The sequence below is a fragment of the Pseudomonas sp. KCJK8993 genome, from assembly GCF_046230915.1.
Classification (GTDB): Bacteria; Pseudomonadota; Gammaproteobacteria; order Pseudomonadales; family Pseudomonadaceae; genus Aquipseudomonas; species Aquipseudomonas piscis.
On the sequence record NZ_JBJJLO010000155.1, the window covers coordinates 1 to 12015 of the forward strand.

General features: G+C 59.1%; 14 protein-coding genes and 1 other RNA gene. 5 read left to right on the top strand and 10 right to left on the bottom strand.

Features of this window, described 5'->3' with window-relative positions; all coding sequences use genetic code 11:
• An RNA gene (rnpB, locus tag ACK6AU_RS29590) (RNase P RNA component class A) lies at positions 1-259 on the bottom strand; the annotation flags it as partial.
• Between the two features lie 72 nt (positions 260-331).
• A complete protein-coding gene (rsmI, locus tag ACK6AU_RS29595) occupies positions 332-1186 on the bottom strand; it encodes a 16S rRNA (cytidine(1402)-2'-O)-methyltransferase (RefSeq protein ID WP_185700305.1) in 855 nt (284 codons plus the stop codon).
• Positions 1187-1401: 215 nt separating this feature from the next.
• On the opposite strand from rsmI, the gene ACK6AU_RS29600 reads away from it, so the two are divergent.
• The 4 genes from ACK6AU_RS29600 to ACK6AU_RS29615 all read left to right on the top strand — a co-directional run bounded on the left by ACK6AU_RS29600 (position 1402) and on the right by ACK6AU_RS29615 (position 4856).
• Positions 1402-3213 carry a penicillin-binding protein activator gene (locus ACK6AU_RS29600; protein WP_409303176.1) on the top strand — a complete coding sequence of 604 codons (1812 nt, stop codon included), beginning with the start codon at positions 1402-1404 and terminating at the stop codon, positions 3211-3213.
• Positions 3213-3584 (top strand): YraN family protein, encoded by a 372-nt coding sequence (locus ACK6AU_RS29605; protein ID WP_185700307.1) that lies wholly within the window; start codon positions 3213-3215, stop codon positions 3582-3584. The genes ACK6AU_RS29600 and ACK6AU_RS29605 overlap by 1 nt, the downstream gene beginning before the upstream one ends.
• A gap of 103 nt (positions 3585-3687) precedes the next feature.
• Positions 3688-4281: a phosphoheptose isomerase gene (locus tag ACK6AU_RS29610; protein WP_022640815.1), complete on the top strand. Its 594-nt coding sequence runs from the start codon at positions 3688-3690 to the stop codon at positions 4279-4281.
• On the top strand, positions 4278-4856 hold the full coding sequence (locus ACK6AU_RS29615) for a BON domain-containing protein (protein WP_185700308.1): 579 nt from the start codon (positions 4278-4280) through the stop codon (positions 4854-4856). The genes ACK6AU_RS29610 and ACK6AU_RS29615 overlap by 4 nt, the downstream gene beginning before the upstream one ends.
• 48 nt (positions 4857-4904) lie before the next feature.
• Here the strand turns inward: ACK6AU_RS29615 and ACK6AU_RS29620 are convergent, their stop codons facing one another.
• From ACK6AU_RS29620 to rplM, 7 genes are all read right to left on the bottom strand, one after another.
• Positions 4905-5318 (bottom strand): ClpXP protease specificity-enhancing factor, encoded by a 414-nt coding sequence (locus ACK6AU_RS29620; RefSeq protein ID WP_409303179.1) that lies wholly within the window; start codon positions 5316-5318, stop codon positions 4905-4907.
• A gap of 16 nt (positions 5319-5334) precedes the next feature.
• Entirely contained in the window at positions 5335-5952 is a 618-nt protein-coding gene (locus ACK6AU_RS29625; protein WP_185700310.1) for a glutathione S-transferase N-terminal domain-containing protein, read from the bottom strand.
• Positions 5953-6104: 152 nt separating this feature from the next.
• Complete coding sequence (locus ACK6AU_RS29630; RefSeq protein ID WP_185700311.1) at positions 6105-6887, bottom strand: cytochrome c1; 783 nt, start codon at positions 6885-6887, stop codon at positions 6105-6107.
• Positions 6887-8098 (bottom strand): cytochrome bc complex cytochrome b subunit, encoded by a 1212-nt coding sequence (locus ACK6AU_RS29635; protein ID WP_053131929.1) that lies wholly within the window; start codon positions 8096-8098, stop codon positions 6887-6889. Before ACK6AU_RS29635 ends, ACK6AU_RS29630 begins: the two co-directional genes overlap by 1 nt.
• A complete protein-coding gene (petA, locus tag ACK6AU_RS29640) occupies positions 8098-8691 on the bottom strand; it encodes a ubiquinol-cytochrome c reductase iron-sulfur subunit (protein WP_185700312.1) in 594 nt (197 codons plus the stop codon). Before petA ends, ACK6AU_RS29635 begins: the two co-directional genes overlap by 1 nt.
• 254 nt (positions 8692-8945) lie before the next feature.
• Complete coding sequence (rpsI, locus tag ACK6AU_RS29645; protein ID WP_022640821.1) at positions 8946-9338, bottom strand: 30S ribosomal protein S9; 393 nt, start codon at positions 9336-9338, stop codon at positions 8946-8948.
• A 14-nt stretch (positions 9339-9352) separates the two neighbouring features.
• A complete protein-coding gene (gene rplM / locus ACK6AU_RS29650; protein WP_022640822.1) occupies positions 9353-9781 on the bottom strand; it encodes a 50S ribosomal protein L13 in 429 nt (142 codons plus the stop codon).
• Positions 9782-10027: 246 nt separating this feature from the next.
• Between rplM and ACK6AU_RS29655 the strand changes: the two genes are divergently transcribed.
• Entirely contained in the window at positions 10028-11068 is a 1041-nt protein-coding gene (locus ACK6AU_RS29655) for an NADP(H)-dependent aldo-keto reductase (RefSeq protein ID WP_185700313.1), read from the top strand.
• A 49-nt stretch (positions 11069-11117) separates the two neighbouring features.
• Here the strand turns inward: ACK6AU_RS29655 and ACK6AU_RS29660 are convergent.
• On the bottom strand, positions 11118-12015 hold an 898-nt coding region (locus tag ACK6AU_RS29660), incomplete at its 5' end, for an acyl-CoA dehydrogenase family protein (RefSeq protein WP_409303183.1).

Here is a 12015-nt window from a genome sequence, read left to right on the forward strand (position 1 = left end):
CGCGGGCCACGCCTTGGAACACTATTTGGTCTTGCTCCGAGTGGGGTTTACCTAGCCACGAACTGTTACCAGACGTGCGGTGCGCTCTTACCGCACCTTTTCACCCTTACCGGCACCGAAGTGCTTAGGCGGTTATTTTCTGTGGCACTTTCCGTAGGCTCACGCCCCCCAGGCATTACCTGGCACTCCGCCCTATGGAGCCCGGACTTTCCTCCCCCCTCTAATTTTCATAGAGGGCAGCGACTGTCCAATCGACTCTCCGCCGCGCAGGTTAACGGCAGAGCGGCCTCAGGACAAGCGATAAAAGCCTTTGGCCACCCTGCTCCGCTATTTATTGCTCTTTCTGCTTCTCCAGGGCGACCTGATACAACACGTTCTTGCGCTCGCCAGTGATTTCAGCAGCCAGTGCCGCCGCCCTTTTGAGCGGCATCTCCTTGAGCAACAGGTCCAGAATTCGCATCGTCTCGCTGCTGATGGCCTCGTCACTCTGCGGAGCAGTCCACCCTGCCACCAAAACCACACATTCCCCACGCTGCTGGTTGGAATCGGATTCGACGAACTGACGCAGCTCGACCAGCGGCAACCCCTTGAGGGTCTCGAACGTCTTGGTCAGTTCTCGAGCCAGCAGCGCCGGGCGATCACCACCGAACACCGCCTCCATATCCTGCAGGCATTCGAGAATGCGATGGGGGGCCTCATAGAAAATCAGCGTACGCGGCTCCTCGCGGACCTGCTCCAGGCGCGCCCGGCGCCCACTGGCCTTGGCTGGCAGGAATCCCTCGAAAATGAAACGATCGGAAGGCAGTCCAGCCGCGGATAGTGCCGCGATCAACGCGCAAGCGCCCGGCACCGGGACGACATCGATTCCCGCGGCCCGGGCCTGGCGCACCAGGTGATAGCCTGGATCGGAGATCAGCGGCGTACCGGCATCGGAAATAAGCGCGACATCCTCACCCGCCAGTAGACGAGTGATGAAGCGACTACCCTCGTCACGCTCATTGTGTTCGTGGCAAGCCGCCAAGGGAGTGGAAATACCAAAGTGCTGCATCAGGCGCTGGGAATGCCGGGTATCCTCAGCAGCGATCAAGGACACCTCGCGCAACAGCTTCAAGGCCCGGGCACTTATATCGTCCAGGTTGCCGATAGGCGTCGCCACCACATAAAGCGAGCCGGCAACGGAATTCATGGAACCTGGAGCAGTCAAAGCGCACACCTCGCGATCGGCAAAAGCATCATTGTACGCACTGGAGGCTGATCAATGCGTATCGTGTTTATTCAAGCACGCATGACACGGCAACATTTGCCTTCGCCAAATAGAGGTTTATCGCCAGCAACATCGCGCCCCGGCCAGTGCTTGGGTACAATTCAACGTTCATTTGATCGAGTATCAGGAACACTTACATGATCGCTTGCCTGCGGCTGTTTATCGCCCTCTGCCTGGCTACCCTTCTGGTGGCTTGCGCCAGCTCGCCCTCCTCCAGCCTTGGCGAACTTCCACGGACACCCGACGCCAGCATCGAGCAACTGCTCGATGAGGCTGCCACCAGCAAAAATCCCGACAAGGCCGCCCTGTTGCGCCTGAGTGCCGCCGACCTGGCCTACCGCCAAGGCAATGCCGGACGCGCCGGACAGATCCTGCAGCAAGTCCAACTGGACCAGCTCAAGCCTGCCCAGCAGATCTTCGCCAGCACTCTGGCAGCGGAACTGGCCATGGCACGCAACCAGCCCAAGGCAGCATTGACCGCCCTGAGCCATCCGAGCCTGCAGCACCTGGGCGAGCTTCCCGCAGCACAACAGATCCGCACTATCAGCATTCACGCCCGCGCCCTGGAGGCCGATGGCCAGACCCTGGCTGCTGCCAAGGCACGGATCACCCTGGCCCCCCTGCTGAAGGATGAGGCCGCCGCCAAAAACCACGAAGCCATCTGGACCCTGATCGCCGCCCTGCCTACCGACCAGTTGCAACCTGTCGGGAACGACGACCTGAGCGGCTGGCTGAGCCTGGCCCTCGCCGTCAAGAACGCAGGCACCCTGGAACAGCAGCAGACCGCCATCGACAACTGGCGCACCCAGAATCCAAAACACCCAGCCGCCACCCAACTGCCGCAACCACTGGTCAAGCTCAAGGAACTGGCCAGCCAGCCCGTTTCGAAAATTGCCCTGCTGCTGCCGCAGGAAGGCCCGCTCGCAACGGTTTCCAAAGCCCTGCGCGAAGGCTTCATGGCCGCACACTACCAAGCCCAGCAAGCCGGGCAGAAACCACCCAGCATCGAGTTCTACGACAGCTCGCGCCTGAAAACCCTGGATGAGTTCTATCGCAAGGCCCAAGCCGATGGCGTACAGCTGGTAGTCGGCCCCCTGGAAAAGCCGCTGGTCAAACAACTGGCAGCTAGTCCGCAATTACCCATCACCACTCTGGCCCTGAACTACAGCGAAGGCGAACAAGCTCCTGCACAACTGTTCCAATTCGGCCTGGCCGCCGAAGATGAAGCTCGCGAAGCCTCTCGGCGCGCCCGCGCCGACGGCCTGCATCGCGCAGCAGCACTGGTGCCCAAGAGCGAATGGGGCGATCGTGTATTCAAGGCTTTCCGCCAAGACTGGGAAAACAACGGCGGCAGCGTACTGGCCATCGAGCGTATCGACCAACCCGTAGCCCTGGCCCAGCAAATTGCCAATCTGTTCCAGTTGCGCCAAAGCGAAGCACGCGCCAAGAGCCTGCAGAGCACCGTTGGCAGCCAGGTCGCCGCCCAACCGTCGCGCCGCCAGGATATCGAGTTCATTTTCCTCGCTTCCACTCCGCAACAGGCCCAGCAGATCAAGCCAACCTTGAATTTCCAGTACGCTGGTGATGTTCCTGTCTACGCCATCTCCAACGTCTTCAGCGCCAGTGGCGACCAGAACCAGTACAACGACATGAACGGCATTATGTTCTGCGAGACTCCATGGCTACTGGACGTCAACGGCACAATGCGGCGTCAGGTCACCGCCCAATGGCCGCAGGCCGGAGGCAGCCTTGGCCGCCTGTACGCCATGGGTGTCGACGCCTATCGCCTGGCCCCGCGCCTGGGCCAGCTCAAAGCCCTGCCCGACACTCGCATCGACGGCGAATCAGGCAGCCTGGGCATGGCCACAGGACAGCGGATCGAGCGCCAACTGCCATGGGCTAAGTTCGTCAGCGGCCAGATCACTCGCCTGCCCGACACTGCGCGCTGATGTACTCCGGATCACGCCAGCAAAGCGGAAGAGATGCCGAGAGCCTTGCGCTTCGGCATCTCCAACAGCAGGGACTGCGCCTGGTGGCGCAGAACTGGCTGTGCAAACGCGGCGAGCTTGATCTGGTCATGCTTGACGGCGATACAGTAGTATTCGTCGAAGTCCGCTACAGACAACACGCACAATGGGGTGGCGCTCTGGGCAGTATCGATGGGCGCAAGCGCCAAAAACTGATCCTTGCCGCGCAGTTCTTTCTGCAAAGCGAATCACGCTGGTCCAGTCACCCCTGTCGCTTCGACGTGGTCGCCATTGACGGCACCCCGGGCCCCCAAGCCCAGTTGAACTGGCTACGCAACGCCTTTGACGGCTGAAAGACACCCGCAGGCCGCGCCACTTCCACCCAATTTCTTTGCTCTTTGCATTGCGGGCCGCACATTCACGTGCCACTAAGCCCAGCTACTTAAGGTCACACAGATGGACATGCAATCCCGAATTCGCCAGCTTTTCCAGGCCAGCATCGACACCAAGCAACAGGCGATGGACGTACTTGCACCGCACATCGAGCAAGCCAGCCAGGTCATGGTCAACGCCCTGCTCAACGAAGGAAAGATGCTTGCCTGCGGCAATGGCGGCTCGGCCGGTGACGCCCAGCACTTCTCCTCGGAACTGCTCAATCGCTTCGAGCGTGAACGCCCCAGCTTGCCCGCCATAGCACTGACCACCGACAGCTCGACCATCACCTCGATCGCCAACGACTACAGCTACAACGAAGTCTTCTCCAAGCAGATCCGCGCCTTGGGCCAACCCGGCGACGTTCTACTGGCTATCTCCACCAGCGGCAACTCGGCGAACATCATCCAGGCGATCCAGGCCGCACACGATCGCGAAATGATTGTCGTAGCATTGACCGGTCGCGACGGCGGCGGCATGGCTTCCCTGCTACTGCCTGAAGACGTGGAGATTCGTGTACCGGCCACCGTTACCGCACGCATCCAAGAAGTCCACCTGCTGGCGATCCACTGTCTCTGCGACCTGATCGACAGCCAATTGTTCGGGAGTGAAGAATGACCCCTAATCGCCTCGGCCTCCTGGCCCTGACCCTGTGCCTGAGCCTCACTGGTTGCAGCTCGGTGATTACCGCCACCCGCGACAAACCCATCGACGACGACCGCGGCACCCGCACCTTCGGCAGCAAGATCGACGACTCCCTGATCGAAACCAAGGTCGCCGTGAACGTCGCCAAGGCCAACCCGGACCTGGAAAACAACTCGCACATCGTAGTGACCAGCTTCAACGGCATCGTGCTGCTGGCCGGCCAGACCCCGCGCCCGGACCTCAAGGCAACGGCCGAACAAGCCGCCAGCGAAGTACAGCGTGTCAAGAAGGTGCACAACGAATTGCAAGTGCTGCCTCCTTCCGGGTTCCTGGCCCGGCAGAACGACAGCTGGCTGACCACCAAGATCAAGACCCAGATGCTCGCCGATGCCAACGTTCCAGCCTCACGCATCAAGGTGGTGACCGAAAACGGCATCGTCTACATGCTGGGATTGCTGACCAAGCAGGAAGCGGCCCAAGCCACGAACCTGGTACAGGGTGTCTCGGGCGTGCAGAAGATCGTCAAGCTGTTCGAGTACATCGACTGAGATTCCAGCAGGCGTAAAAAAGGCGATCCAACCGGATCGCCTTTTTTATTACTTGACCACCTTCAAGCTCGGCCTGCCACTTGGGCGCGGCGGCTCACTGTCTGGCGGCGGCATATCGTCATCCGGCTCGATATCATCTTCGTCATCCAGAGGAGACTCCAGGTCGAACACCATTCCCTGGCCATTTTCACGGGCATAGATCCCAAGAATCGCGCCAACCGGTACATGCAGGCTATGAGGCACGCCACCAAAGCGCCCCTCGAAGGTCACCACATCGTTATCCATGTGCAAATGACGCACGGCACTTGGCGAAATATTCAGGACGATCTGCCCATCATTGGCAAATCCCTGAGGCACCTCTACCGCTGGATAGTCGGAGTTGACCAGCAAATGCGGGGTGCAATCATTGTCCACAATCCACTCATAGAGCGCGCGGACCAGATAAGGTCGACTGGAGTTCATAACGGCTCCTTAAGCCTTAGCGCATGTCGCGTTCGGCGCCAGACAGACTCGCCTGGAAAGCCTCACGCGCAAATTGGCGCTCCATATAATCGAGCAACGGCTTGGCTTGCCGCGGCAGTTCAATACCCAGGACCGGCAACCTCCAGAGTATGGGCAGTAGGCAGCAATCCACCAGGCTTTGTTCCTCGCTGAGGAAGAACGGTTTGTCGGCGAATAGCGGCGAAACACCGGTCAGACTTTCCCGCAATTCCTTGCGCGCCTGCGCCCGCACCGCATCCTTGGTTCGCGAATCGAGTATCAGATCCACGTGCCCGCACCAGTCACGCTGGATCCGATGCATCAGCAAGCGACTGTTGGCCCTTGCCACGGGATAGACCGGCAGCAATGGTGGATGCGGATAGCGCTCATCCAGGTATTCCATCACTACGCTCGACTCCCACAACGCGAGGTCCCGATCGACCAGCGTAGGCAGGCTCCCGTAGGGATTCACTTCGATCAGCTTCGGCGGCTGGCGGCCCGCCTCCACACTGATGATCTCGGCGCTGACACCTTTCTCCGCAAGCACGATGCGCACCCGATGGGAATAGTGGTCGGCGGGGTCGGAGTAACAGGCCAACCGATTGGTCACGCCCATGGCGATCCTCCTCGCGTGTTGAAATTATCGAAAGCAGAAAAAACGAGCGCGCCCTGAGGACGCCTCTGATAACCCCCGGATGATACAGGGTTGTTACAGCTTCAGAGACGCCCTTGGGCGCGCACGCTCAACAAGTGATGCTTAAAACGCTATCAATGCACATCTTTCCAGTATTCGCGCTTGAGCAGATAGGCGAATACGAAGAAGAAGGCCAGGTAAAGCAGTACGTAGGTACCGATGCGCTGGTGCTGCAGCTTGACCGGGTTGGCCGAGTAGGCCAGGAAAGTCACCAGGTTCTTGACCTTCTCATCGAATTGCGCCTCGTTGAGGGTCCCGGTGTTTTCCTTGACGGTCAGTTGATCGCAAGCCTCATGGGTCAACGGAGTGCCGGTCAGCGGATCGAACTGCTTCTTGCCATCCTCGACAATCTGCACCTGCTTGCAACCGATCACCTGACGCCCCTGCAGACCAGCTAGAACGTTGGGCATACCCACGTTCGGGAACACCTTGTTGTTCACACCCCAAGGGCGCGCCGGATCTTCGTAGAAGGACTTCAGGTAGCCATACAGCCAATCGGTACCGCGAACGCGAGCCACCAGGGTCAGGTCGGGCGGAGCAGCACCGAACCAGGTCTTGGCATCCGCCGGCTGCATGCCGATGTTCATGTGGTCGCCAATCTTCGCGCCGGTGAAGACCAGCTTGCTCATCATCAGGTCGTGCGGGATGCCAAGGTCATCGGCAACCCGCTCGTACCGCTGGAACTTGGCGCTGTGGCAACCCATGCAATAGTTGGCAAAGGTGCGAGCACCATCTTGCATGGCCGCCTTGTCGCTCAGATCGATGTCGACCTTTTCCAACTCGGGACCGCCGTGCTCGGCAGCGAAGGACAATACAGGCATAGCAACAAGAATCAGTGCAGCAAATAACTTTTTCATCAGCCAGTCACCCTTTCCGGAACCGGTTTGGTCTTCTCGAGCCTGGTGTAGAACGGCATCAGAATGAAGTAGGCGAAGTACAGGAAGGTACATACCTGCGACAGCAACGTACGGCCTGGAGTTGGCGCCAACACGCCCAGCACGCCCAGGATCACGAACGAGATGCAGAACACCAGCAGCCAGATCTTGCTCAGCCAGCCTTTGTAGCGCATGGACTTGACCGGACTGCGATCAAGCCAGGGCAATACGAACAGCACGGCAATCGCAGCACCCATGGCGATAACGCCCATGAGCTTGTCCGGCACCGCACGCAGGATCGCGTAGAACGGAGTGAAGTACCAAACCGGGGCAATATGCTCAGGCGTCTTGAACGGGTTGGCCTGTTCGAAGTTCGGCTTCTCGAGGAAATAACCACCCATTTCCGGGAAGAAGAACACGATCGAGCAGAAGATGAACAGGAACACCACTACGCCGACGATATCTTTCACGGTGTAGTAAGGATGGAACGCAATGCCATCCAGCGGCACGCCGTTTTCGTCCTTGTGCTTCTTGATATCGACGCCATCCGGGTTGTTCGAACCTACTTCGTGCAGTGCCAGGATGTGCAGCACCACAAGCCCCAGGATCACGATAGGCAGGGCCACGACGTGCAGGGCGAAGAAGCGGTTGAGGGTGATGCCGGAGATCAGGTAGTCACCACGGATCCACTGGGTCAGGTCGTCACCGATGACCGGGATCGCACCGAACAGCGAGATGATCACCTGGGCGCCCCAGTAGGACATTTGCCCCCAAGGCAGCAGGTAACCCATGAAGGCCTCTGCCATCAGCGCCAGGTAGATCAGCATGCCGAACAGCCAGACCAGCTCGCGCGGCTTCTGATAGGAACCGTAGAGCAGGCCACGGAACATATGCAGGTAGACCACGATAAAGAACGCCGAAGCGCCAGTGGAGTGCAGCAGACGCAGGATCGCGCCGTACTCGACGTCGCGCATGATGTATTCGACGGAAGCGAAGGCCTCTTCTGCCGAAGGGGTGTAACTCATGGTCAGCCAGACACCGGTAACGATCTGATTGACCAGAACCAGCAGTGCCAGGGATCCAAAGAAATAGAAGAAGTTGAAGTTCTTCGGAGCGTAATACTTGCTCAGATGGTCTTCCCACATCTTGGTGGCGGGAAAGCGCGCATCCACCCAATCCATGAACTTGCTCATCACGCTTTCTCCGTGTCGACGCCAATGACGATGATGTCATCCGACTCATAGGAATGCGGGGGTACTGGCAGGTTCAGGGGCGCGGGCTGCGCCTTGTAGACGCGACCAGCCAGATCGTAGTGGGAACCGTGGCAAGGGCAGAAATAGCCACCCACCCAATCCTTGCCCAGGTCCGCAGGCGCCACTTCAGGACGGAAGGTAGGAGAACAGCCCAAGTGGGTGCAGATACCGATCAGCAGAAGAATCTCTGGCTTGATCGAACGCACTTCCGGGTCGACGTAGGTTGGTTGTACCGAGTTCTTGGAGTTAGGGTCAGACAACTGGCCCTCGATCTTCTTAAGATTCCCCAGGATTTCCTCTGTACGGCGGACGATGAATACCGGTTGACCGCGCCACTCAGCAACCATCTGCTGACCTGGATCGATCTTGCTGATATTCACCTTCACCGGTGCACCTGCGGCTTTCGCCTTGGCACTGGGAAACCATGACCCCACGAACGGGACCGCAGCCCCCACCGCTCCAGCAGCACCCACCACGGATGTGGCTGCCACCAAGAAGCGACGCCGGCCTGCATTCACGCCGTCATTGCTCATTCAGTCCTCTCCCATCAGCTTTGTGGCCTGTTAAATCAGGCATCTACTAAGTAAAAATCTGAACTTATAAAAATTTTGCCGAATGGTAATGAAAACCCCCAATTCTGACAAGGTAATTACCAGACGGACTCTGCGCCAGGCCTTGTAGTATAGGGCCTCCACGGATGTGGCAAGTTGTCACACGGCAAATTTTGAGCAATAAAAAACGCCCAGCTCCAAAGGAGGCTGGGCGTCTTTTTGAACGCAGTAGCGAATTAACGCTTGGAGTATTGCGGACGCTTACGCGCTTTACGCAGACCCACTTTCTTACGCTCAACTTCACGTGCGTCACGGGTTACGTAGCCGGCTTTACGCAGGGCACTGCGCAGAGTCTCGTCGTAATCCATCAGGGCGCGAGTGATGCCGTGGCGGATTGCACCAGCCTGGCCACTTACGCCACCGCCGATCACGGTAACGTAGATATCGAACTTCTCAACGGTCTCGGTCAGTTCCAGCGGCTGACGAACTACCATGCGGGCAGTTTCGCGACCGAAGAAGCTATCCAGGGAACGGTTGTTGATGGAGATGTTGCCAGTACCCGGACGCAGGAATACGCGTGCGGTTGCAGTCTTGCGACGGCCAGTGCCGTAATTTTGAGTCGCCGACATAATGAACTATTCCGTTAAATCTTCAGTTCTTGGGGCTGCTGAGCAGTATGAGGGTGAGCAGCGCCCGCATATACTTTCAGCTTACGGTACATGTCGCGACCCAGCGGGTTCTTAGGCAGCATGCCTTTTACCGCGGTCTCGATCACGCGCTCAGGGGCTTTAGCGATCAGCTTCTCGAAGTTGATCGACTTGATGCCGCCCGGGAAACCGGAGTGGGAGTAGTACATTTTGTCAGTGGTTTTAGCACCAGTAACACGTACCTGCTCGGCATTGATCACGACAATGTAGTCGCCGGTGTCAACGTGAGGAGTGTACTCAGGCTTGTGCTTGCCACGCAGACGGCTCGCGATTTCGGTAGCCAGACGACCCAGGGTCTGACCAGCGGCGTCGATGACGAACCAATCGCGCTTTACTGTTTCCGGTTTAGCAGTAAAAGTTTTCATTCTTTATAGCCTCAGGGGCCGCCCAGCAAAATAGACGGCGGATCTTACTGAATGGTGCTTACTTTGACAAGGTCAAAGGCAGCCGGATACAGACGCTTTCGGGGGCTCGGGTCAGCGCGTCTGGCATGCGGCAAGAATCTTCGGCAGGCGGGGCATCACTTCCACCGCAGAAAGAGCTGCAGAATTATCCAGATTGCGAAAAAAAATTCAACCTGCTTTTATGATTGTTTTGCCGAGGAAGTACCCATGGACTACCGCCAACTGGGCCGGACCGATCTGAACGTGAGCGCCATCTGCCTGGGCACCATGACCTGGGGCGAGCAGAACAGCGAGGCCGAGGCCTTCGCCCAGATCGAGCGGGCCAAGCAGGCCGGGATCAACTTCATCGATACTGCCGAGATGTATCCGGTGCCGCCCAAGGCCGAGACCTACGCCACCACCGAACGCTACATCGGCAATTGGTTCAAGCAACGCGGCGACCGTGCCGACTGGATCCTGGCCAGCAAGATCGCAGGCCCCGGCAACACCATCGACTACATCCGCGACAAGCAGCTCAAGCACAACCGCAAGCACATAGTCGAAGCCGTGGATGCCAGCCTCAAGCGCCTGCAGACCGACTGGATCGACCTCTACCAATTGCATTGGCCGGAGCGCAGCACCAATTTCTTCGGCCAACTCGGCTACAAGCACAAGGCCGCTGAAGACTTCACCCCGCTGGAGGAAACCCTCGAGGCGCTGGACGAACAGGTCAGGGCCGGGAAGATCCGCCACATCGGCCTGTCCAACGAAACCCCGTGGGGCACCATGAAATTCCTGGCCCTGGCCGAAAGTCGTGGCTGGCCGCGGGCGGTATCGATCCAGAACCCCTACAACCTGCTCAACCGCAGCTTTGAAGTGGGCCTGGCGGAAATCGCCATCCGCGAACAATGCGGCTTGCTCGCCTACTCGCCCCTGGCCTTCGGCTTCCTGTCCGGCAAATACGAAGGCGGCGCTCGCCCCGCCAAGGCACGCCTGAGCCTCTACAGCCGTTTCAGCCGCTATTTCAATCCCCAGTCGGAAGCCGCTTGCAGCCGTTACGTGGCGCTGGCTCGCGAGCATGGCCTGGACCCGGCACAAATGGCCCTGGCTTTCGTGACCCAACAATCTTTCGTGACCAGCAACATCATCGGTGCCACCACCCTGGAACAACTGGACAGCAACATCGCCAGCGCCGAGCTGAAGTTATCGGAAGAAGTCCTGGCCGGGATCGAGGCCATCCACAAGGACCAGCCCAACCCCGCCCCGTAAGTCACGCCTCGCTCCACTTGCCGGCGAACAGGCAAGTGGAGCGCCCTCCTTATAAAGAACGGGCGATGATTTCCTTCATGATCTCGTTGGTCCCGGCATAGATTCGCTGCACCCGGGAATCGGCCCAAGCCCGGGCGATCGGATATTCCCACATGAAGCCGTAGCCGCCATGCAGTTGCACGCACTCATCCAGGACCCTGCACTGCAGGTCGGTCCCCCAGTACTTGGCCATGGCCGCCGTCGGCACATCGAGCTTGCCTTTGAGGTGCAGCTCCAGGCAACGATCGACGAACACCCGGCCAATCTGGATTTCCGTGGCCATCTCCGCCAGCTTGAACCGGCTGTTCTGGAAGTCGGCGATCGCCTTGCCGAAGGCCTTGCGCTCGCGGGTGTAGTCCAGGGTCCATTTCAACGCCGCCTCGGCACTGGCCAGGCCACCCACGGCCACGCTCAGGCGTTCCTGGGGCAGCTCCTGCATCAGGTAGACGAAACCCATCCCGGCCTGGCCCAGGAGGTTCTCCTTGGGCACCCGCACATCCTGGAAGAACAGTTCCGAGGTGTCCTGGGCCTTCATCCCGACCTTTTCCAGGCGCCTGCCCTTGGTGAAGCCCGGCGAATCGGCCTCCACCAGGAACAGGCTGGTGCCCTTGGCCCCGGCCTTGGGATCGGTCTTGGCCACCACGATCACCAGCTCCGCCAGGTAGCCGTTGGTGATGAAGGTCTTGGAACCGTTGAGCACATACTCATCGCCGTCCAGCACTGCCGTGGTCTTCACGCCCTGCAAGTCGGACCCGGTTCCGGGCTCGGTCATGGCGATGGCCGTGACCAGTTCGCCCGAGACCATCCGTGGCAAGTATTTGTGCTTCAGCGCCTCACTGCCGTAATGCAGGAGGTAGGGCGCGACGATATCCGAGTGCAGGGAGAAGCCAATGCCACTCAGGCCCAGG

Coding starts and splice junctions, on each gene's coding strand:
- rsmI (WP_185700305.1), bottom strand. CDS start 1,186: ATGAATTCCGTTGCCGGCTCGCTTTATGTGGTGGCGACGCCTATCGGC.
- ACK6AU_RS29600 (WP_409303176.1), top strand. CDS start 1,402: ATGATCGCTTGCCTGCGGCTGTTTATCGCCCTCTGCCTGGCTACCCTT.
- ACK6AU_RS29605 (WP_185700307.1), top strand. CDS start 3,213: ATGTACTCCGGATCACGCCAGCAAAGCGGAAGAGATGCCGAGAGCCTT.
- ACK6AU_RS29610 (WP_022640815.1), top strand. CDS start 3,688: ATGGACATGCAATCCCGAATTCGCCAGCTTTTCCAGGCCAGCATCGAC.
- ACK6AU_RS29615 (WP_185700308.1), top strand. CDS start 4,278: ATGACCCCTAATCGCCTCGGCCTCCTGGCCCTGACCCTGTGCCTGAGC.
- ACK6AU_RS29620 (WP_409303179.1), bottom strand. CDS start 5,318: ATGAACTCCAGTCGACCTTATCTGGTCCGCGCGCTCTATGAGTGGATT.
- ACK6AU_RS29625 (WP_185700310.1), bottom strand. CDS start 5,952: ATGGGCGTGACCAATCGGTTGGCCTGTTACTCCGACCCCGCCGACCAC.
- ACK6AU_RS29630 (WP_185700311.1), bottom strand. CDS start 6,887: ATGAAAAAGTTATTTGCTGCACTGATTCTTGTTGCTATGCCTGTATTG.
- ACK6AU_RS29635 (WP_053131929.1), bottom strand. CDS start 8,098: ATGAGCAAGTTCATGGATTGGGTGGATGCGCGCTTTCCCGCCACCAAG.
- petA (WP_185700312.1), bottom strand. CDS start 8,691: ATGAGCAATGACGGCGTGAATGCAGGCCGGCGTCGCTTCTTGGTGGCA.
- rpsI (WP_022640821.1), bottom strand. CDS start 9,338: ATGTCGGCGACTCAAAATTACGGCACTGGCCGTCGCAAGACTGCAACC.
- rplM (WP_022640822.1), bottom strand. CDS start 9,781: ATGAAAACTTTTACTGCTAAACCGGAAACAGTAAAGCGCGATTGGTTC.
- ACK6AU_RS29655 (WP_185700313.1), top strand. CDS start 10,028: ATGGACTACCGCCAACTGGGCCGGACCGATCTGAACGTGAGCGCCATC.